Genomic DNA, 19,179 nt, shown 5'->3' on the forward strand with positions numbered 1-19,179 from the left:
CTTGGCTCGCCGGACTTCCGGCGGGCGCCATTCGGCGCCTCGGACCGCGTTGCGGTCCGCAACCATAGCCATGCGGAGTCGCCATGACGGATCTGCTCTCCCGCCGCACCCTGCTCGCCGCCGCCCTGGCGGCTCCTTCGGTCGCGCGCGCGCAAGGCTGGGCGCCCGACCGTCCGATCCGCGTGGTCGTGCCCTTCGGCGCCGGTGGGCCGACCGATGTGGTGGCGCGGCTGCTGGCGGAGCCCGTCGGCGCCGCGCTGGGCCAGCCGCTGGTGATCGAGAACCGGGCCGGGGCGGGGGGCAATCTCGGCACGCGCCTCGTCGCCCAGGCGGCGCCGGATGGGCATACGCTGGTGCTCAACGCCTCCTCGCCGCTGGTCATCAACCAGTTCCTCTACCGCGACCTGGGCTATGACCCGGCCACGGCCTTCGCGCCGATCTCGCGCCTCACCACCGGGCCGCTGCTGGTCATCGCCAACCCGAGCGCGCCCTTCAACACCATCGGCGAACTGATCGCCGCCGCGCGCGCGCGGCCCGGGGCGCTGAACTACGCCTCGGCCGGTAATGGCACGGTGCCGCATCTGGCGACCGAGCTGTTCCAGCGCGCCGCCGGCGTGCAGCTGACCAACGTCACCTACCGCCAGACGCCGGATGCCACCCAGTCGGTGATGCGCGGCGACACGGCGGTGTTCTTCGACAGCCCGCAGAGCATCCGCCTGGTGCGCGCGGGCAACCTCAAGGCGCTGGCGGTGACCACGCCCGCGCGTTTCAGCGCCTTCCCCGACATCCCGACGATGAAGGAATCGGGCGGTCCCGACATCAGCGTCGAGGCCTGGTATGGGCTGCTCGCCCCCGCCGGCACCCCCGCGCCGGCGCTGGCGCGGCTGCATGAGGTCTTCACCACCGCGCTGCGCCGGCCCGAGGTGGTCTCGCGCATCGCCGCCCTGGGCTTCGAGACGGTGGGCGACGACGCCGCCAGCTTCCGCGCCTTCCTCGCCGCCGAGACGCCGAAATGGCAGGGCGTGATCCAGGGCGCGAACATCCGGATCGAGTGAGGCGGCTTACCGCCCCTTGAACACCGGCTTGCGCTTCTCGACGAAGGCCTTGGCGGCCTCGTGGAAATCCTCGGTGAAGGGGAAGGTGAGGCTGGCCTCGAGCTGCGCGGGCGTGATCGGCAGCGGGCCGCGCAGCTCCTGCAGCGCGCGCTTGTGGAAGCGGTTGGCGAGGGGCGCGCCAAGCGCGATGCGCGCGGCCATCGCCTGCGCCTCATCCTTCACCGCCTCATCCGCCACCATGCGGGTGATGAGGCCCTTCTCATAGGCTTCCTGGCCCTGCAGCACGCGGCCCTCGATCAGCATCTCGCAGGCCACCGCATAGCCCACCGACTGCAGGATCGGGTCCAGCTCGCCATAGGCATAGTAGATGTTGAGATTGCGCGCCGGGATGCCGATGCGCGTGGAGGGCCCGCCCACGCGGAAATCCGCCATGGTCGCGATACCCGCGCCACCGCCCATCGTCCAGCCACGGCAGGCGGCGACCACCGGGTGCAGGCAGGTGCGGATGGATTGGAAGCTGCGGCTGATCTCGCGCCCATAGATCGCCTCGCGCTCGGGCGTGCCGCGCTCGGTGGCGAAGGCGGCGATGTCGGCGCCCGCGCAGAAGGCTTCCTCGCCCGCGCCCTCGATCACCACGCAGCGCAGCGAGGTGTCGGCGGAGAAACCCTCCATCGCCTCGGCCAGCGCGATCCACATGGCGAGGTCCATGGCGTTGCGCTTCTCGGGCCGCGCGATGGTGACGGTGGCGATGGCCTCGCGGCGGGCGATCTGGATCAGCGGGTGCGGCATTTCTCGATGTCTCTGTCTCAGAAGTTCACATTCAACCGATGAGTCGCCGTGCCGCCAGCTCCTCGGCGATCTGCACGGCGTTCAGCGCCGCCCCCTTGCGGAGGTTGTCGGCGACGCACCAGAAGGCGAGGCCATGCGGCACCGAGGCGTCGCGCCGCAGGCGGCTGACATGCACCGCATCCTCGCCCGCGATCTCGACCGGCGTGGCGTAGCCGCCATCCTCGCGCCGGTCCATCACGGCGATGCCCGGCGCCTCGCGCCAGGCGGCCCAGGCCTGCTTGTCCGTGAGCGGGGCTTCGAACTCGACATGCAGCGCCATCGCCTGGCCGATGAAGACCGGCACGCGCACGCAGCTCGCCCCCACGGCGATGTCGGGGTCTAGCACCTTGCGCAGCCCGGTGGCGAGGCGCGATTCCTCCGCCGTGCTGCCGGACTCCTCGAAATTGCCGATATGCGGGATCAGGTTGAAGGCGATCTGCTTGGTGAACTGCTCGGCGGGCGGCATCTCGTTCACATACATCCCGCGCGCCTGGGACCAGAGCTCGTCCATCGCCTCCTTCCCCTGGCCGGAGACGGGCTGGTAGCTGGCGGCGACGACGCGGCGGATGCGCGAGAGGTCATGCAGCGGCTTGAGCGCAACGGCCATCTGGATCACGCCGCTGTCGGGGTTGGCGACGATGCGACGCTTGCGCGCGCGCTCGAGCTTGTCCGCGTTCACTTCCGGCACCACCAGCGGCACGTCGGGCTCGAGCGCGAAGGCGGCGGAGGTGTCGATCACCATCGCCCCGGCGGCGGCGGCGCGCGGGGCGTGCAGGCGGCTGATGGCGGCGTTCTGGGCGAAGAACACTAGATCCGTGCCGGCGAAATCGTGCTTTTCCAGGATGCCGGTCTTGAGCACCTGGTCCTCGCCGAAGGAGACCATCTGCCCGGCCGCGCGGCCGGAGGCGAGGGCGAGGGCCTCGCGCACCGGGAAGGCGCGCTCGACCAGGGTTTTCAGGATTTCGCGCCCGACCGCGCCCGGGGCGCCGACAACCGCGACCTTGAATGACATGCTTTCTCGTGGCCCCTTCGTGACATGACTCGCTTACAGCAAGACTGCCGAAGGGGGAAATGGCGTACCTATTGCCCCCTCAGTCTAAACTACCGCGGCGGGGTGTGCCCTTTGCTGAACGCTGATTTTTGGATGATGGCGAAGGGTCACCAGGTGCCGGGCTTGCGTGCCAGGACAGGGACGTAGTGCCAGGGATCGAACACCTAGGGCATAGCCTCCCGCCCTGTCCTCTCATCCAAATCCATTTGCTCTTTGTGCAGCCTGGCCCGTCGGACTTGCCTAATGCGCCGATCGGCTTCGATCTTCGTGAACTCAAGTGACGACAGGCGATCACGCAGTGTCTGACGCGATACAGCCACCTCCCTCTCCAGAGAGATGGCGACGGTAGTCATGTGGCCTTGGCGCGCGCGTATCGCCGCACGCCATGCACACATGGTTTGTGGATCAGCATCCGCCATTTCTAGGGCCAGCAACGCGTCGCAGTCGGAGATTGCATTGACAACACGCAGATGACGGCCTGAGGCCGCCGAAAGCGCTCGCATCGCCAAATTCGACTGCAGTTGTCGAAGTCGGAGCAGGACCATCACGAGCTTATCCTGCCGAGTCATGCATCACCGCCGCCAGCATTTGGAAGGCGCTCGATATGGATGACACATCAGTACGAGACTGCAATAGGCCAGCTTGGATGAGCGGGCCGAGCCGCATGGCTTCATCGACATCAGTGGCGGCTCCCGCTGTGTAGCCGCCGATCCGGACCAAATCAGCCATCTCTTCGTGCAGGGCCAGGATTCGCCGGGCACGCAAAGCTAGGTCGGCCTGGTACTCCGTGAGGCAACCAGGTGCCGAACGGGATAAGCTCCTCAGAACATTGATCGGTGGATATTGTCCACGCTCGGCAAGGCGGCGTTCAAGCACAACGTGGCCGTCCAGGACGCCACGTACGCAGTCGGCGATTGGCTCGTCATGATCATCCCCTTCAACCAGCACCGTGATCAGCGCTGTTATGCTGCCCTCTCCAACGCGGCCAGGTCCCGCGCGCTCCAGCAGCATGGGGATCTCGGCGAATACGCTGGGTGGGAAACCCCGGGTAGCTGGTGGTTCTCCGATCGCCAAGGCAATCTCGCGGCAGGCCTGAGCGAAACGTGTAACGCTGTCGATAAGCAGCAAAACGCGCTTGCCGGTGCTTCGGAAATGCTCCGCGACGGCCATCGCGGCGAAGGCGGCGTCCCTGCGTGTCAAAGGTGGATCATCCGAGGTGGCACAGATAATGACGCTTCGGGCCAGCCCCTGTGGGCCCAGATCATCCTCGATAAACTCTCGCAACTCGCGTCCGCGCTCGCCAACAAGGCCGATCACGGTGACGTCGAATGCGCGATTTCGCGACAGCATGGCGAGTAGAGTCGACTTACCGACACCGGATGCGGCAAAGAGTCCGAGCCTCTGTCCCTCCCGGACAGTTGCGAAGGCGTCAAGAGCGCGAACGCCTAGGCTTATCGGGGGGCCAAGACGTTGTCGTTCCCCTGCCGGAGGCGCGGGTGCACGAAGAGGGCAAGGCTCTGAACCCTGCGGCAGGGGGCCCTTTCCGTCGATGGCCAAGCCGAGCGGTGAAATCGTGCGGCCGAGCCAAAGATCGCAAACCGCGAGACCGATATCTCCGCAAGCTTGCGCAGTTGTTCCTACGGACAGTCCTATAGAAGGTGCATGCGGTAGCACCCAAGCATCGTCTGCGGAGACCCGGATAACCTCGCCCCTGATGCTGCCGGCATTGACTGCACCGCAATCAATTTGAACGCTTTGACCGATGTGAAGTCGTGGGCTGAAGCCCTTGACCAGGATGCTCAGCCCATTGACGGCAGTCACATGCCCAAAGCCGACCATCGTACCGAATGCAGCGATGCGGCACCGGGCCAGCCCAGCCCGCCCAGACATCGATTCGGAGGCAAAAATCATAGAATTTCCAAAAAAAGCTTCTTCGCCGTAGATTATCTGCGTTTTCGATGAACGCCGCCTTCACGTCGAGGGAATTTGCGCTATCTATGCACGCATAGGATGTATGGAGGCGGCGTATGCGTGTCCTTTTGGTTGAGGACGACACGATTGTGGCTCGCGGCGTCACTCTGGCGCTCCGCGGGGCCGCGATGATCGTCGACACGGCCGACACAGGCGAAGAGGCCTTGGAGCTTGCGCGTCTGTACGACTACGACATCGTGATCCTTGACATCATGTTACCCGACATGGAGGGGTACGAGGTCGTCAGGCGCCTTAGGGCAAGCCGGATTGAGACGCCCGTCATGATCCTCTCTGGGTTGACGCGGCCGCAAGCCAAGATTCGTGGTTTTGGCATGGGGGCGGACGACTACATCACGAAGCCCTTCGACCAGAATGAACTTGTTGCGCGGATTCAGGCCATTGTTCGGCGTGCGAAGGGCTTCAGTCAGCCGACCCTGTCTGTGGGTCCACTTACGCTGAATCTCGGCTCTCGAGAGGTTCTGGTGGCGGGGCGCAATGTGCATCTCACAGGCAAGGAGTATGCGGTGCTGGAACTGCTGACGCTTCGGAAGGGCGTCGTGCTGACCAAAGAGGCGTTCCTCAACCATCTCTACGGTGGCATGGATGAACCCGAGGTGAAGATCATCGACGTCTTCATCTGCAAGCTCCGCAAGAAGTTGGCCCAGGCGGGTGCCGCCGAACTCATCGGCACGGTCTGGGGGCGTGGCTACGTTCTGCGAGATCCACATGGAAAAGGACAGTTCTCGGGCATGATGCTCGACGCTCAGGACGGACCGGCACCCGCCGCTGCTTGATCGAAACCGAAATCGCGCTGTGAACCGCCGCGGGCTATTCGGAGGTTGTTTGGCTTGAGTCACGCTGCCAGGAGCAGATTGTCCCTGACGTGTTCCCATAAATTGAAGGCTTCTACACCAAGCGCCGCTTGCACTCCGCCCTGAACGGAAAGCCGCCTCTCAGCCGCGTCAGAACGTACAATGTCCTTGGCAACGACATCGAGCGGGGCGGTGGCCAGGGCTTCAGTCGCGATGGCCCAGCAGGGCGGAAACCTCCGCCGCCGCATCGCGGCATTGCGCCGCCAGCTCCTTCATCCGCGCCCGGCCCAGCCGACTGGATGGCCCGGTGATGCACAGGGCGCCGGCCACATGGCCCTGCCCGTCCCGGATCGGTGCGGCGACACCCGCGACACCGACCTGCCATTCATCGGCGGAGAGCGCGACGCCGTTCGCCCGCACCTCCGCCAGGGCAACAGCCAGTGCCGCCGCGTCCTGGATGCCGTGCGGCGTCGGCGGGGCGAAGCTGCGCATCAACGTCTCGATCAGTTCCGCCGGCTGGAAGGCAAGCAGCGCGCGGCCAAGCGAGGAGGAGGTGAGCGAGACCCGCGAACCCAGGCGCGAGACGATCTGCAGGGGGTGCAGGCTGTCCGCCTTGTCGATGATCAGCGCGTCATGGCCCTGCACGATGCCCAGCAGCGTCGCCTCCCCGCTGCGTGCGGCCTCCCGCTCCAGCACCGGGCGGGCGGTCTGGCGCAGACTCATGCCGCGCAGGGCGCCCAGGCCGATCTCCCACAACTTGACGGTGAGTGCGTAGCGACCGGTTTCCGGATCCTGCTGCGCGTAGCCGTGCCGGACCAGCGTATCGACCAAGCGGTAGACGGTGCTCTTGTTCAGCTTGAGGTCACGGCCGAGCTGGCTGACGCCGATCGGGCCGGCACTGCGGGACATCGCCTCGATGAGTTGCAGGGTTTTCTCGACAGTGACCGACACGAAACCTCCGCCCTGGGCCTGGGGTGTGACAGGCGATACCAGGGGGAATGGCCTGCACAGCGATATGTTTCAAGTATGGGCACGGCGTTGCAAGTTGTAAGGCGCGGCGCCATGATCGCCCCGTGACACCCGACCGGGCCCCCGCATGAAGCTCGACCCCGCGCGCCTGATGGCCCTGGCGATCCCAAGCCGCGACATTACCTACGCCGACCGCGACACCATGCACTACGCCCTGGCTGTCGGTCTGGGTACGGAGGCCGACCTGCCCTTCGTTCATGAGGCAGCGCTGCGCGTCGTCCCCTCCATGGCGACAATGCTGGCCTTCGACGACACCTGGCTCGATGCGGGCGGGATCGACCTACGCCGCGTGGTGCATGGGGCGCTGGACCTGCGTTTCCAAAGGCCGCTCGCGCCCGCCGGCACGGTGCGGGCGGACTCGCGCATCCTTGGGCTTGGCGACAAGGGCGAGGGTCGCGGAGGGCTGGTGCACCAGCAGGTCACCCTGCGGCAGGATGGCATGGCCTGCTGCACCGTGCTGTCCACCGTCTTCGTCCGTGGTGCCGGCGGCTTCGGCGGCGACCAGGGCGTGGCGCCGGATACCGTCGCCATCCCCGCCAACGCGCCGGCCGACACCGCTGAGGTGGCGACCGCCGCCAATCAGGCGCTGCTGTTCCGCCTGCTCGGCGACCGCAACCCGCTGCATGCGCTGCCGGAGACGGCGCGCGCCGCCGGCTTCGCCGCACCCATCCTGCATGGCGCCTGCACCTTCGGTATCGCCTGTGCCGAGGCGCTGCGCCGCTTCTGCGGGCGCGATCCGGCGCGCCTGACACGCCTCGCCGCGCGCTTCGCCGGGCCGCTCTATCCCGGCGAGACGCTGCGCTTTTCGTTCTGGCCGCATGCCGAGGGCATGGTCTTCCGCGCCGAGGCGAAGGAACGCGGGGCGATCGTGCTCGACAACGGGTTGGCAGGGCTGGCGTGACCCTCTTCGCCCCCCCGCTGCTGCTGACGCATTGGGGGGCGTATCGCGCCGAGCTCGACCAGGGCCGGCTGGTGGGGGTGGCGCCACTGCCGGGCGATCCCGCGCCCTCGCTCATCGGGCAGTCCATTCCCGGCGCGCTGGACGATGCGCTGCGCATCCGCCAACCCATGGTGCGCGCGGGCTGGCTTGCGGAAGGGCCGGCGAGCCGCGCGCGACGGGGGCAGGAGCCCTTCGTGCCGGTGAGCTGGGAACGCGCCAGCGCGCTCGCCGCGTCGGAGTTGCGTCGCGTCACCCGGGCGCATGGCAATCGCGCCATCTTCGGCGGGTCCTATGGCTGGGCCAGCCCCGGGCGCTTCCACCATGCGCAGAGCCAGTTGCATCGCTTCCTCAACTGCGCCGGCGGCTATGTCCGCAGCGTCAACACCCACAGCTACGCGGCGGCGGAGGTGCTGCTGCCCCATCTGCTCGGCAGCCAGGACGGGCTGATCCGCGCGCATACCCCGTGGGAGGAGATCGCGGCGCATACGCGGTTGCTGGTGATGTTCGGCGGCATGCCGCTGAAGAACACGCAGGTCGCGGCCGGCGGTGTCGGCCATCACCGCGTCCGCGACTCCCTGCTGGCCTGCCGCGATGCGGGGGTGCAGTTCGTCAACATCAGCCCGATCCGCGGCGATGCGCCACCGGAACTTGGCGCCGAGTGGCTCGCGCTGCGGCCGAACACCGACACCGCCTTGATGCTCGCCCTGTGCCACACGCTGTTGGCCGAGGGGCTGCAGGATGACGCCTTCCTGCGCACGCACTGCACCGGCTTCGACCGCGTGCGCGCCTATCTGCTGGGCGGGGCGGATGGCACGCCCAAGGATGCCCGCTGGGCCGCGGCGATCTGCGGACTGGCGGCCGAGGCGATCCGCGACCTGGCGCGCCGCATGGCGGCGACCCGCACCATGATTGCCGTCGCCTGGGCGCTGCAACGCGCGGATCATGGGGAGCAGCCGCTCTGGGCCGCGCTGACGCTGGCGGCGATGCTGGGGCAAGTGGGGCTGCCCGGCGGCGGCATCGGCTACGGCTATGGCGGCAGCAACCGGATCGGCACCGCGTCGCACGGCATCACCTGGCCGGCGCTGCCGCAGGGCGAGAACGCCGTGCAGGATTTCATCCCCGTGGCGCGCATCGCCGACATGCTGCTGCACCCCGGTGCACCCTTCACCTATGATGGCGGGCAGTATCGCTACCCCGACATCCGCCTCGTCTGGTGGGCCGGCGGCAATCCCTTCCATCACCAATCCGATCTGAACCGACTGGTCGAGGCCTGGCGCAGGCCGGAGACCGTCATCGTCCACGAACCCTGGTGGAACCCGCTGGCGCGACACGCGGACATCATCCTGCCCTGCACCACGCCCGCGGAGCGCAACGACATCGGCATCGCCGGCGACGAGGCGCATCTGTTCGCGATGCGCCGGCTGGTGGAGCCGATCGGCGCGGCGCGCAGCGACCACGCGATCCTCACCGGCATCGCGGCGGAACTCGGCATCGCGCGCTCCTTCACCGAAGGGCTGGACGAGATGGCGTGGCTGCGCCGGATGTACGCCGAGGCGCGGCAGCGTGCCGCCGCGCATGCGCTGGACCTGCCGGAATTCGCGGAATTCTGGGCACGCGGCGACATCCGGCTGCCGCCACCGACCCGAAGGCGCAACCTGTTCGAGGGCTTTCGCGCCGATCCGGCCGGCGCGAGGCTCGCCACGCCATCCGGGCGGATCGAACTGTACTCGGCGACCATCGCCGGCTTCGGCCTGGCGGATTGCCCGGGACATGCGACCTGGATCGAGCCAGCCGAATGGCTCGGCGGTGCCGCCCGCTATCCGCTGCACCTCATCTCCAACCAGCCGCGGCTGCGGCTGCACAGCCAGTACGACAATGGCCGCGCGAGCCGCGCCGCCAAGGTCGCGGGGCGGGAGGCGATCTGGCTGAATCCCGGCGATGCCGCGGCGCGTGGTATCGCCGCGGGCGATGTCGTGCGAGTCTTCAATGATCGCGGCGCCTGCCTGGCCGGTGCGGTCCTCACCGACAGCATCGCGCCAGGCTGCGTGCAACTGCCGACCGGTGCCTGGTACGACCCCGTCGAGCCGGGCGGGGTGGATCGCCACGGCAACCCCAATGTGCTGACACTGGACAAGGGCACGTCCGGGCTCGCGCAGGGGCCTGTCGCGCATACGGCGCTGGTGGAGGTCGCCTTGTTCGTCGGCGAAGCGCCGCCCGTTCGCGCCTTCGATCCGCCGGCGCTTCACGCATGATCGAGAGCGTCGAGGCGCTGGCCGCGCGCATCCCCGATGGCGCCATGGTGGTCGTGCCGCCCGACTATGCGGGCGTGTCGCTGGCGCTGACGCGCGCCCTGGTGGCGCGTGGCGTGCGGGGGCTGCATCTGGTGGCCAGCCCGTCCTCCGGCATCCAGGCGGACATGCTGATCGCGGCCGGTTGCGTCGCGACGATGGAGGCCGCGGCGGTGACGCTCGGCGAGCATGGCGCGGCGCCCGCCTTCGCGGCGGCGGTGAAGGCGGGGCGCATCCTCATGAAGGACAGCACCTGCCCTGCCATCCATGCCGCGCTGGGCGCGGCGGAGAAGGGGCTGCCCTTCATCCCGCTGCGCGGGCTGATCGGCAGTGACGTGCTGCGGCATCGCGACGACTGGAAGGTGACGCAGAATCCCTTCTGCGACTCCCCCGACCCCATCGTGCTGCTGCCGGCGCTGCGGCCGGACTTCGCCATCTTCCACGCGGCCGCGGCGGACCGCGAGGGCAATGTCTGGTTCGGGCGGCGGCGCGAGGTGATGGTGATGGCGCATGCCTCCCGCACCGCGCTGGTCACGGTGGAGCGCGTGCTGGACAGCTGCTTCTTCGACCGGGAGGAACTGGTGGCCGGCGTGCTGCCCGCGCTCTATGTCGGCGGCATCGCCGTGGCGCCCAAGGGGGCCTGGCCGCTCGGCCTCGATGCGGCCTACGAGGTCGATGGCGCGGCCATGGCACGCTACGCGGCCGGGGGCGTACCGTGATGGACTCGGCGCTGCTTATCAGCCTGATCGCGGACCTGATCGGCGATGCGCGGCATGTCGCCACCGGCGCGCTGTCGCCGATTCCCACAGCCGCGGCGCTGCTGGCGCAGCGGCGTTCGGGCGGGCGGATGCGGGTCACGATCCTGGGTTCGCGCAGGAACAGCCGCTACACCGATGGCGCGAAGGAATTGTTCGACAGCGCTGCGCAGGGTCGCATCGACGTCTTCTTCCTCTCCGGCGCGCAGATCGATGGCGAGGCCAACATCAACCTGCTGAGCATCGGCGCGTATGAACGGCCGAAGGTGCGCTTCGCGGGCAGCTTCGGATCGCCGTATCTCTACATGATGGTGCCGCGCGTGATCCTGTTCCGGCCGGAGCACGATGCGCGGGCGCTGGTGCCAAAGGTGGATTTCATCAGCGCGCCCGGCTGGAGCCCGCCCGAGGTCTATCGGCCCGGCGGTCCGCAGGCGCTGGTGACCGGGCGCGCCCTGTTCGACTGGCGCAAGCAGGAACGCCGCTTCGCGCTGCGCAGCATCCATCCCGGCCAGACCGCCGAGGGCGTGCGCGCGGCGACGGGCTTCGACTACGCCGCACCCGATCCGGTTCCCTTCTCGCCAACGCCGGACGCCGCGCTGCGCGCTGAGATCCGGGATGTGGTGCAGGGCGAGGTGGCGGAAGCGTACCCGCGCTTTGCCGAGGAATTCAGGACAGGAACGGAGCAGCCATGAGCAACGGCGAGTATTGGACCGGCAAGCGCGTGATCGTCACGGCCGGGGCGGCGGGCATCGGCCTCGCGATCGCCAAGGCCTTCCTCGATCTGGGCGCGAAGGTCTGGGTCTGCGATGTGGCGGAGGCCTCGCTGGCCGCCGCCGCGGCGGCGCTGCCCGGGCTCGGCACCATGCGCTGCGACGTGGCGGATGCCGGGCAGGTGGATGCCTTCGTCGCTGCGGCGGTCGGCGCGATGGGTGGGCTCGACATCGTCATCAACAATGCCGGCATCGCCGGGCCTGCCGCGCCGGTGGAGGCGATCTCCGCCGCCGACTGGGCGCAGACGATGGCGGTGAACGTCAACGGGCAGTTCCACGTGGCGCATGCGACGGTGCCGCACCTCAAGGCCAATGGCTGGGGGTCGATGATCTGCATGGCATCCGTCGCCGGGAAATACGCCTTTCCGCTGCGCACGCCCTATGCGGCGTCGAAGGCGGCGGTGATTTCCCTCGCGCGCTCGCTGTCGGTCGAGCTTGGGCCTCACAAGATCCGCGTGAATGCCATCGCGCCCGGCGTCGTCGCCGGTGATCGCATCCGCCGCGTCTTCACCGATCGCGCCGCCACGCGCGGCATCACCTATGAGGAGATGGAGCAGATCGCGCTGCGCGCCGTCTCGCTCAAGACCGCGGTGGAGCCGGAGGAGATCGCGGCGCTGGTGCTGTTCCTCTGCGCCCCCACTGGGCGCGCCATCACCGGCCAGGTGCACAGCATCTGCGGTGGCCTCGAATACACGGAGTGATCGCCATGTCGTCCCATGCGGGAAAAGTCATCATCACCTGCGCCATCACCGGCGCGACGCACACGCCGACAATGTCGCCCTACCTGCCGGTGACGCCCTCGGCGATCATCGACCAGGCGGCGGAAGCGGCGGAGGCCGGCGCCGCCATCCTGCATCTGCACGCGCGCGACGCCGCGACGAGCAGGCCGACCGGCGATCTCGACACCTGGTTCCACATCCTGCGCAGCCTGAAGCAGCGCACGCCCGCCGTGCTGAACATGACCACGGGCGGCAGCACCTTCATGTCCATCGAGGACCGGCTGAAGGCGCCCGATGCGGCGAAGCCCGAGCTGTGCTCCTGCAACATGGGGTCGATGAATTTCGGTACCTACACGATGATCCCGAAATACCAGGGCAAGTGGAAGCACGACTGGGAAGAGGAGTATCTTGAAGCCTCCCGCGGCGCGATCTTCCGCAACACCTTCGCGGACATCGAGACGATCCTGGACAGGCTCGGCGGCAACGGCACGCGCTTCGAGTTCGAGTGCTATGATGTCGGGCACCTCTACAACCTCGCGCACATGGTCGATCGCGGCCTGGTGAAGCTGCCTATGTTCGTGCAGCTGATCGTCGGCACGCTCGGCGGCATCGGTGCGGACCCCGAGAACCTCGTCTTCATGAAGAAGACGGCGGACAAGCTGTTCGGCGACCAGTATCGCTGGTCCGTCCTCGCTGGCGGTCGTCACCAGATCAACATGGCGACGATGGCCGCGACGATGGGCGGCAATGTCCGCGTCGGCATGGAGGACAGCCTCTATGCCGGCAAGGGCAGGATGGCGACCTCGAACGCCGAGCAGGTCCGCATGATCCGCGAGATCATCGAGCGCCTGTCGCTGCAGGTCGCCACCCCGGACGAGGCGCGGGAGATGCTGGGCCTGAAGGGCGGCGATCAGGTCGGGTTCTAGAGCAGGCTGCGTCGTCATGAACGCAGTTCGTGCTCTAGAAATCATTGAATCGAGAGCAAGAAATGCGTTCAGCGTCGCGGCAGCGCCGCGATCCATCTGAACGCATATTGCTCTAAGGGCGCGACAGCAGGACGACGACGTGGTCGCCGCTGGTGACCACGGTGCCGTCCTGCTTCACCAGCGCGCCATGTTCCGTCGCGATGCCGCGGCCCGGCCGGCTGCTCGGCCGCTTTTCCACCAGCGTGAGTTCGAGATGCACGAGGTCCCCGGGCTCGAGCGGAGCGGTGAATTTCACCTTGTCCCAGCCCAGCGAGGCGACAACGCTACGGTCGAAGACACCAAGCCGGGCCTTCAGTCCCTCGATCAGCGCAAGCCCGAACAGGCCGTGCGCGATGCGCCCCCGAAAGCCGGCGGCGCGCGCGAAATCCGCGTCCATGTGCACGGGGTGGTCCTCCCCCGTCAGGGCGGCGTAGCGGTCGATGTCGTCGAGCGTGATGCGGCGCGGCGCGCTGCACAGCACGGTGCCGGGGGTGAAATCCTCGAACCAGATCTGGTCGGTCATCGCGTGCGTTCCGCTTCCTGCAGGCGTCTCCAGTCGATCTTGCTGGTGCCCGATCGCGGCAGCGAGTCGACGAAGGCGATGTGGCGCGGAACCTTGTAGGCGGCCATGATGCCGCGCGCCCAGTCGCGCAAGGCCTCGGCGTCGAGCGATGTGCCGGGGCGCGTCACCACCAGGGCCTTCACGGCTTCGCCGCTGCGTGCGTCCGGCACGGCGATGACGCAGCATTCCTGCACGGCTGGGTGGCGATAAAGCAGCGCCTCGACCTCCGCCGGCCAGACCTTGTAGCCGCCGACGCTGACCATGCGCTTCAGGCGGTCCACGATGAAGAAGTAGCCCTCGGAGTCACGATAGCCGAGGTCGCCGGTACGCAGGAACCGCAGGCCGTCCCGCTCGAGGAAGGCCTCGGCATCGGCCTCGGGCCGGCGCCAATAGCCGCGCATGACCTGCGGCCCCGCGATGATGATCTCCCCGGTCTCGCCATCGGCCATTTCGGCCAGCGAGTGTGGATCTATGACGCGCGAGAAGGTCTGCTGGATCGGAATGCCGAGGCATTGCGGCTTGGGGCGCGCCGGCGGGTTGAGATGGGTCGCGGCGATGGTCTCCGACAGGCCATAGCCTTCCACGAAGCGCAGGCCCCAGCGCGCCTCCAGCTCGGCCGCGACGGCGGCGGGCATGGAAGCGCCGCCGCCCGTGATGATCCGCAGCGGCGCGAAGGCGTCCTGCTGGAAGTCAGGGGCGGCCAGCACGTCCACCACCATCGTCGGCGCCGCGCTCCAGAGCGTGACGCCGTAGCGGCGGAACAGGGGCACGATCAGGTCACGGTCCCAGCGGGCCATCAGCACGATGGTGATGCCCGCGGCGATGCCGCCATTCATCGAGACCTGCATGCCGGCCACATGGAAGAGCGGCATGAAGCCGCTGACCACGCTGGCATCGTCGAAGCCGTACCAAGCGGCCTGGGCGAAGGCGGTGAAGACGGTGCCGGCATGGGTGTGCATGCAGGCCTTGGGGCGCCCTGTCGTACCCGAGGTATAGGGCATCACGCACAGGTCGTCGGCTGTCGTGTCATCCGCGCGCGGTGCACAGCCGGCGGCGAGTGCCGACGCCCAGGCGTGGCAGCCATCCGGCAACGTCTTCGGCAGCACGCTTTCGCGCAGCACCGGCGGCAGGCGGAAGGGCGTGTCGGCGGCCACCTCGTCGGCGTAGGCGGCAAGGATGAGGTGGTCCAGCGTGCCACCCGGCAGGGCCGCAAAGCGATCCAGCAGCTCGGCGCCCAGCAGGGAGACCCGCGCGCCGCTGTCCGCGGCGTAGAAGGCGATATCCTCCGCCGTGCTCATCGGGTTCACCGGCACGACGACGCCGCCGGCGCGGAGGATGGCGTGGTAGGCCGTGACGAAATGCGGCGTGTTCTGCATGTCCAGCAGCACCCGGTCGCCCCGCGCGACGCCGCAACGCGCCTGCAGGAAGCCGGCCAGCGCCTCGACCCGTGCAAGCAGCACCGCGTAGGTGATCTCGGCGCCGTAGAAGGCGAGCGCGACATGGCCGGGCCGTCGCGCCGCGGATCGCCGCAGCGCGGCGTTGAGGGTCGGCGGAAGGTCCGCCAGCGTGGTTGGCAGGCCCTCGGGCCAGAAGGGCGGCGGTGTCATGCGGTGAGCGGGAAGTGGCAGCGCGCGCGCTGTCCGGGGGCCACGTCGCGCAGTTCCGGCGATTGCGTCGTGCAGAGCGGCTGTTCCCGGGGGCAGCGGCCGGCCAGGCGGCAGGCATGCGGGTCGGGGTCAACGGGGCTGCGGGGTTCGCCTTCCAGGCGTTGTTCCGGCGGGCGCGGCGTGCCGGGCAGGCGCGGAATCGCGGACAGCAGCGCCGCCGTGTAGGGGTGGCAGGGCGCGCGGAAGACCTGCTGCGCCGCGCCAGTCTCGACGATGCGGCCCATGTACATCACGGCGATCCGGTCGCAGAGCAGGCGCACGACGTTCAGGTCATGGCTGACGAAGAGCAGCGCCACGCCGGCGCGCCGCCGCAGCGCCATGAGCAGCTTCAGCACCACCGCCTGCACCGAGACATCAAGCGCGCTCGTCGGTTCGTCCAGCACCAGCAGCTTCGGCTTCGGCGCCATCGCGCGGGCGATGCCCACGCGTGCCTTCTGCCCGCCCGACAATTGATGCGGGAAGCGCGGGAAGAGTTCCGGCGGCAGGCCGACCTCCGCGGCGGCTTCGGCAACGCGCGCGCGGATCGCGGGGGCGTCGAGTCCGGGCAGAAGCTGGCGCAGCGGATCGGCGATGGCGTCGAAGACGCTGAAGCGCGGATTGAGGCTCTCGGTCGGGTCCTGGAACACCATCTGGACGTCGCGGCGCGCGGCAGAGGTTGCGAAGCGCGCGGCGGGGATGCCGTGCACGGCGACGCCATCGAGCAGGATCTCGCCGCCATCGGCTTCCACAAGCCGGCTCGCGACCCGCGCAAGGGTGGATTTGCCGCAGCCGGATTCGCCGACCAGGCCGACCGCCTCGCCCGGCATGATCGACAGGTCGACGCCATCCACCGCCATCAGCATTGCCGGTGGCGGGCGGCGGAAGAACTGCAAGGGCCCGCCGCGTGGGCGGGGCATGGCATAGACCTTCCGCAGGCCCGTCAGTTGCAGGACGGGCGTCACAGCGGCTGCCGGCAGGCGACGCGATGCGCGTCGCCCTCAAGCAGCACGGCCGTGCTGTCGCAGATCGGGGCGCGGCGCTCACAGCGTTCGGCGAAGCGGCAGAAGGGCAGGTCGTTGCGGCGCAGGTCGGGCAGCGCGCCCTCGATCGGGGCGAGGGCGTCGATGCTGTCGACCGCGGAGGGGACCGAGGCCAGCAGCTTCGCCGTATAGGGGTGCCGCGGCCGGGCGAAGAGCGTGGCCACGGGCGCATCCTCGACGACATGGCCGGCATGCATCACGACGATCCGGTCGCAGTATTCGGAAGCCAGAGCGAGGTCGTGCGTGATCAGGATGGCGGCGACTCCGCGCGCGCGCACCGCGTCGCGGAACAGGTCCATCACCACGGCCTGCGTCGTCACGTCGAGCCCCGTCGTCGGCTCGTCCGCGACCAGCAGCCGCGGCGCGCAGGCAAGCGCCATGGCGATGCCGATGCGCTGGCACATGCCGCCGGACAATTCGAAGGGATAGGCGCTGGCGCGCCGCTCGGGGTCCGGGATCCGGACCTGGCGGAGGGCCGCGAGCATGCGGCGACGGATCTCGGCGGCGGGTGCTGGGTCGTGGCGCGCCAGCACATCCGCGATCTGCTGACCTGCGCTGCGGATCGGGTTCAGGGCGGTGCGGGGATTCTGGAAGACGATGGAGATGTCGCGGCCGCGGATCTCGTTCAGCTCGGTCTGGGAGAGCGGCAGAAGGTCCCGCCCCTCGAACAGCGCCTGCCCGGAACGGATGCGCGCGGCGGCGTCGAGCAGCCCCATCAGGGCATAGGCGGTGACCGACTTGCCGGAACCGCTCTCGCCCACAATGCCGAGCATCTCGCCGCGTGCGACATCGAAAGACACACCTTCCAGAGCGTGGACGATGCCCGAGCGCGTGCGGAACTCCACCGACAGGTCGCGTACCGAGAGCAGGCTCACGTGCGGCTCCGCGGATCGACCACGTCGCGCAGCCCGTCGCCCAACAGGTTGAAGCAGAACACCGCCAGCATCAGCGCGGCGCCCGGGAAGGCGGCGAGCCACCATTGGCCGGAGACGATGAATTGCGCGCCCTCCGCCACCATGATCCCCCATTCGGGAGTCGGCGCGCGTACGCCGAGCCCGATGAAGGACAGGCCGGCGGCGTTCAGCACGGCCCAGCCCAGGTTGAGCGAGGCCTGCACGACCAGGGGGGGCAGGATGTTCGGCAGCAGGTAGACACGCAGGATGCGCGCATGGCCCGAACCGCCGACCCGGGCCGCCTCCACATAGCCGAGGTTGCGCCGGACGCTGACCTCGGCGCGGGCGAGGCGGATGTAGAAGGGCAGGTTGATCACCGCCGTCGCGTAGACGATCGAGGAGACGGAATTGCCGAGCGCCGCCACCACGCCCATTGCCAGCGCGAACAGCGGAAACGCCATCAGCACATCGACGCCGCGGCTGACGCCACGGTCCACCATGCCGCCGAAATAGCCGATCACCGCGCCCACCACGGCGCCGATGGCAAAAGAGAGCGCGACGGCGGCGAAGGCGATCGCGAGGTCGAGCCGGGTCGCGACGACGGTGCGCGAGAAGATGTCCCGCCCGAGCTGGTCCGTGCCGAACCAATGCGTGGCGGAGGGCGGCTGCAAGGCCATCGGCGTGTTCGTCGCGATGGGGTCGTAGGGCACCAGCGATGGCCCCAGCACGGCGCATCCCAGCAACACCGCCAGCAGCAACAGCGCTACCAGGGTCAGCGGGTTCTCGACCAGGGCGTAGCGCAGCGCGTCCCACCGCTCACGCATCGTCCAGCAGCCCCGTGCGCGGATCGATCACCGCATAGGCGAGGTCCACCAGCAGGTTCACCATGACGAAGATGAAGGCCATGACGAGCATGAAGCCCTGCACCGGCGCATAGTCCAGGGCCAGCAGCGAATCGAGCGCGTAGGATCCGACGCCGGGCCAGGCGAAGACGCGCTCCACCAGGACATTGGCGCCCAGCATGTAGGAGAACACCATGCCGAGCGTGGTCACGATCGGCAGCAGGGCGTTGCGCAGCGCGTAGGTCACGACGATGGTCCGCCAGCGCAGGCCATTGGCCCGCGCCGTGCGGATGAACTCGCTGCCCAGCGCGCCGAGCATCGCCGCGCGCGTCATGCGCGCCAGCGGCGCCAGGGCGAAGATCGCCATGGTGACCGATGGCAGGATGAGCTGCGCGAAGGCGCTGCCGAACCCCTCGGCGTCGCCGGCGAGGAGCGTATCGATCAGCAGGAAGCCGGTGATGGCGGGCGGCATCGTGCCGAAGGGGTCGAGCCGTCCGATCGGCTCCGGCGCGACGCCGGCCTGGTAGTAGAAGATGTAGATCAGCAGCAGGCCCGTCACGAAGGTCGGCAGCGAAACGCCGGCCGTGCTGACCAGCCGGCAGGCATGGTCGACCAGGCTGCCCGGGCGCAGCGCGGCGGCGATGCCGAGCGGCAGCGCGATCGCGATGGCAAGGAGGAAAGCGACAAGGGTGAGTTCGGCCGAGGCCGGCAGGCGGAGCACGAGGTCGCTCAGCACGGGCTGGCCCGTGCCGATGGACAGCCCGAGCTCGCCGCGCGCGAGCCCGCCGAGATAGATCAGGAATTGCCGCCACAGCGGCTGATCCAGCCCGAGGCTCTCGCGGATGGCCTGGATGGAGGCGGCATCCGCGGTCGGGCTGCTGGCGAAGAAGACCGCCGGATCGCCCGGCAGCAGCCGCGTCAGCAGGAAGGTGACCAGCACGACCCCGAACAGGGTCGGCACCACGCCCAGCAGGCGGCGCAGCACGATATTCATGTGGGCTGCGCCTTTGCCC

The 19,179-nt window shown here is 68.7% G+C and carries 18 protein-coding genes; 8 read left to right on the forward strand and 10 right to left on the reverse strand.

Going from position 1 to position 19,179, the window contains the following annotated elements:
* Positions 1 to 83 precede the first annotated feature (83 nt).
* Positions 84 to 1,055, forward strand: coding sequence for a Bug family tripartite tricarboxylate transporter substrate binding protein (locus AC2D9U_RS22450; protein ID WP_484753401.1), 972 nt, complete (start codon positions 84 to 86; stop codon positions 1,053 to 1,055).
* A gap of 6 nt (positions 1,056 to 1,061) precedes the next feature.
* On the opposite strand, the gene AC2D9U_RS22455 is transcribed toward AC2D9U_RS22450, so the two are convergent.
* From AC2D9U_RS22455 to AC2D9U_RS22465, 3 genes are all read right to left on the reverse strand, one after another.
* On the reverse strand, positions 1,062 to 1,844 hold the full coding sequence (locus AC2D9U_RS22455; protein ID WP_484753403.1) for an enoyl-CoA hydratase/isomerase family protein: 783 nt from the start codon (positions 1,842 to 1,844) through the stop codon (positions 1,062 to 1,064).
* 31 nt (positions 1,845 to 1,875) lie between these two features.
* Positions 1,876 to 2,895, reverse strand: a complete 1,020-nt coding sequence (locus AC2D9U_RS22460) for an aspartate-semialdehyde dehydrogenase (protein WP_484753405.1) — start codon at positions 2,893 to 2,895, stop codon at positions 1,876 to 1,878.
* A 591-nt stretch (positions 2,896 to 3,486) separates the two neighbouring features.
* Complete coding sequence (locus AC2D9U_RS22465) at positions 3,487 to 4,845, reverse strand: FliI/YscN family ATPase (RefSeq protein ID WP_484753407.1); 1,359 nt, start codon at positions 4,843 to 4,845, stop codon at positions 3,487 to 3,489.
* Between the two features lie 116 nt (positions 4,846 to 4,961).
* Between AC2D9U_RS22465 and ctrA the strand changes: the two genes are divergently transcribed.
* Positions 4,962 to 5,699 (forward strand): response regulator transcription factor CtrA, encoded by a 738-nt coding sequence (gene ctrA, locus AC2D9U_RS22470; protein WP_484753409.1) that lies wholly within the window; start codon positions 4,962 to 4,964, stop codon positions 5,697 to 5,699.
* 222 nt (positions 5,700 to 5,921) lie between these two features.
* Here ctrA and AC2D9U_RS22475 read toward each other — a convergent pair whose 3' ends face one another.
* A complete protein-coding gene (locus AC2D9U_RS22475; RefSeq protein WP_484753412.1) occupies positions 5,922 to 6,668 on the reverse strand; it encodes an IclR family transcriptional regulator in 747 nt (248 codons plus the stop codon).
* A 145-nt stretch (positions 6,669 to 6,813) separates the two neighbouring features.
* Here AC2D9U_RS22475 and AC2D9U_RS22480 point away from each other — a divergent pair, with 145 nt between their 5' ends.
* From AC2D9U_RS22480 to kce, 6 genes are read left to right on the forward strand one after another with little or no spacing between them, the layout of a single operon-like run.
* Positions 6,814 to 7,647 carry a MaoC/PaaZ C-terminal domain-containing protein gene (locus AC2D9U_RS22480; protein ID WP_484753414.1) on the forward strand — a complete coding sequence of 278 codons (834 nt, stop codon included), beginning with the start codon at positions 6,814 to 6,816 and terminating at the stop codon, positions 7,645 to 7,647.
* Positions 7,644 to 9,938 (forward strand): molybdopterin guanine dinucleotide-containing S/N-oxide reductase, encoded by a 2,295-nt coding sequence (locus tag AC2D9U_RS22485; protein WP_484753416.1) that lies wholly within the window; start codon positions 7,644 to 7,646, stop codon positions 9,936 to 9,938. Before AC2D9U_RS22480 ends, AC2D9U_RS22485 begins: the two co-directional genes overlap by 4 nt.
* A complete protein-coding gene (locus AC2D9U_RS22490) occupies positions 9,935 to 10,693 on the forward strand; it encodes a CoA transferase subunit A (protein WP_484753418.1) in 759 nt (252 codons plus the stop codon). Before AC2D9U_RS22485 ends, AC2D9U_RS22490 begins: the two co-directional genes overlap by 4 nt.
* Positions 10,693 to 11,421, forward strand: a complete 729-nt coding sequence (locus AC2D9U_RS22495) for a CoA-transferase (RefSeq protein WP_484753420.1) — start codon at positions 10,693 to 10,695, stop codon at positions 11,419 to 11,421. The genes AC2D9U_RS22490 and AC2D9U_RS22495 overlap by 1 nt, the downstream gene beginning before the upstream one ends.
* Entirely contained in the window at positions 11,418 to 12,200 is a 783-nt protein-coding gene (locus tag AC2D9U_RS22500; protein ID WP_484753422.1) for an SDR family oxidoreductase, read from the forward strand. The genes AC2D9U_RS22495 and AC2D9U_RS22500 overlap by 4 nt, the downstream gene beginning before the upstream one ends.
* 5 nt (positions 12,201 to 12,205) lie before the next feature.
* A complete protein-coding gene (kce, locus tag AC2D9U_RS22505; protein ID WP_484753424.1) occupies positions 12,206 to 13,144 on the forward strand; it encodes a 3,5-dioxohexanoate:acetyl-CoA acetone transferase in 939 nt (312 codons plus the stop codon).
* Positions 13,145 to 13,256: 112 nt separating this feature from the next.
* Here kce and AC2D9U_RS22510 read toward each other — a convergent pair whose 3' ends face one another.
* Genes AC2D9U_RS22510 through AC2D9U_RS22535 form a run of 6 tightly spaced genes read right to left on the reverse strand, consistent with a single transcriptional unit; the run spans position 13,257 to position 19,160 of the window.
* Positions 13,257 to 13,706, reverse strand: a complete 450-nt coding sequence (locus AC2D9U_RS22510) for a MaoC family dehydratase (RefSeq protein ID WP_484753426.1) — start codon at positions 13,704 to 13,706, stop codon at positions 13,257 to 13,259.
* Complete coding sequence (locus tag AC2D9U_RS22515; RefSeq protein WP_484753428.1) at positions 13,703 to 15,352, reverse strand: long-chain-fatty-acid--CoA ligase; 1,650 nt, start codon at positions 15,350 to 15,352, stop codon at positions 13,703 to 13,705. Before AC2D9U_RS22515 ends, AC2D9U_RS22510 begins: the two co-directional genes overlap by 4 nt.
* A complete protein-coding gene (locus tag AC2D9U_RS22520) occupies positions 15,349 to 16,308 on the reverse strand; it encodes an oligopeptide/dipeptide ABC transporter ATP-binding protein (RefSeq protein WP_484753430.1) in 960 nt (319 codons plus the stop codon). The genes AC2D9U_RS22515 and AC2D9U_RS22520 overlap by 4 nt, the downstream gene beginning before the upstream one ends.
* 41 nt (positions 16,309 to 16,349) lie before the next feature.
* Positions 16,350 to 17,306: an ABC transporter ATP-binding protein gene (locus AC2D9U_RS22525; RefSeq protein ID WP_484753432.1), complete on the reverse strand. Its 957-nt coding sequence runs from the start codon at positions 17,304 to 17,306 to the stop codon at positions 16,350 to 16,352.
* Positions 17,303 to 18,148 carry an ABC transporter permease gene (locus AC2D9U_RS22530; protein WP_484753434.1) on the reverse strand — a complete coding sequence of 282 codons (846 nt, stop codon included), beginning with the start codon at positions 18,146 to 18,148 and terminating at the stop codon, positions 17,303 to 17,305. The genes AC2D9U_RS22525 and AC2D9U_RS22530 overlap by 4 nt, the downstream gene beginning before the upstream one ends.
* On the reverse strand, positions 18,141 to 19,160 hold the full coding sequence (locus AC2D9U_RS22535; RefSeq protein WP_484753436.1) for an ABC transporter permease: 1,020 nt from the start codon (positions 19,158 to 19,160) through the stop codon (positions 18,141 to 18,143). The genes AC2D9U_RS22530 and AC2D9U_RS22535 overlap by 8 nt, the downstream gene beginning before the upstream one ends.
* Positions 19,161 to 19,179 lie beyond the last annotated feature (19 nt).

The organism is Roseomonas sp. TF40 (genome assembly GCF_057219975.1).

Coding starts and splice junctions, on each gene's coding strand:
- AC2D9U_RS22510 (WP_484753426.1), bottom strand. CDS start 13,706: ATGACCGACCAGATCTGGTTCGAGGATTTCACCCCCGGCACCGTGCTG.
- AC2D9U_RS22500 (WP_484753422.1), top strand. CDS start 11,418: ATGAGCAACGGCGAGTATTGGACCGGCAAGCGCGTGATCGTCACGGCC.
- AC2D9U_RS22480 (WP_484753414.1), top strand. CDS start 6,814: ATGAAGCTCGACCCCGCGCGCCTGATGGCCCTGGCGATCCCAAGCCGC.
- AC2D9U_RS22495 (WP_484753420.1), top strand. CDS start 10,693: ATGGACTCGGCGCTGCTTATCAGCCTGATCGCGGACCTGATCGGCGAT.
- AC2D9U_RS22455 (WP_484753403.1), bottom strand. CDS start 1,844: ATGCCGCACCCGCTGATCCAGATCGCCCGCCGCGAGGCCATCGCCACC.
- ctrA (WP_484753409.1), top strand. CDS start 4,962: ATGCGTGTCCTTTTGGTTGAGGACGACACGATTGTGGCTCGCGGCGTC.
- kce (WP_484753424.1), top strand. CDS start 12,206: ATGTCGTCCCATGCGGGAAAAGTCATCATCACCTGCGCCATCACCGGC.
- AC2D9U_RS22450 (WP_484753401.1), top strand. CDS start 84: ATGACGGATCTGCTCTCCCGCCGCACCCTGCTCGCCGCCGCCCTGGCG.
- AC2D9U_RS22520 (WP_484753430.1), bottom strand. CDS start 16,308: ATGCCCCGCCCACGCGGCGGGCCCTTGCAGTTCTTCCGCCGCCCGCCA.
- AC2D9U_RS22535 (WP_484753436.1), bottom strand. CDS start 19,160: ATGAATATCGTGCTGCGCCGCCTGCTGGGCGTGGTGCCGACCCTGTTC.
- AC2D9U_RS22530 (WP_484753434.1), bottom strand. CDS start 18,148: ATGCGTGAGCGGTGGGACGCGCTGCGCTACGCCCTGGTCGAGAACCCG.
- AC2D9U_RS22490 (WP_484753418.1), top strand. CDS start 9,935: ATGATCGAGAGCGTCGAGGCGCTGGCCGCGCGCATCCCCGATGGCGCC.
- AC2D9U_RS22465 (WP_484753407.1), bottom strand. CDS start 4,845: ATGATTTTTGCCTCCGAATCGATGTCTGGGCGGGCTGGGCTGGCCCGG.
- AC2D9U_RS22515 (WP_484753428.1), bottom strand. CDS start 15,352: ATGACACCGCCGCCCTTCTGGCCCGAGGGCCTGCCAACCACGCTGGCG.
- AC2D9U_RS22460 (WP_484753405.1), bottom strand. CDS start 2,895: ATGTCATTCAAGGTCGCGGTTGTCGGCGCCCCGGGCGCGGTCGGGCGC.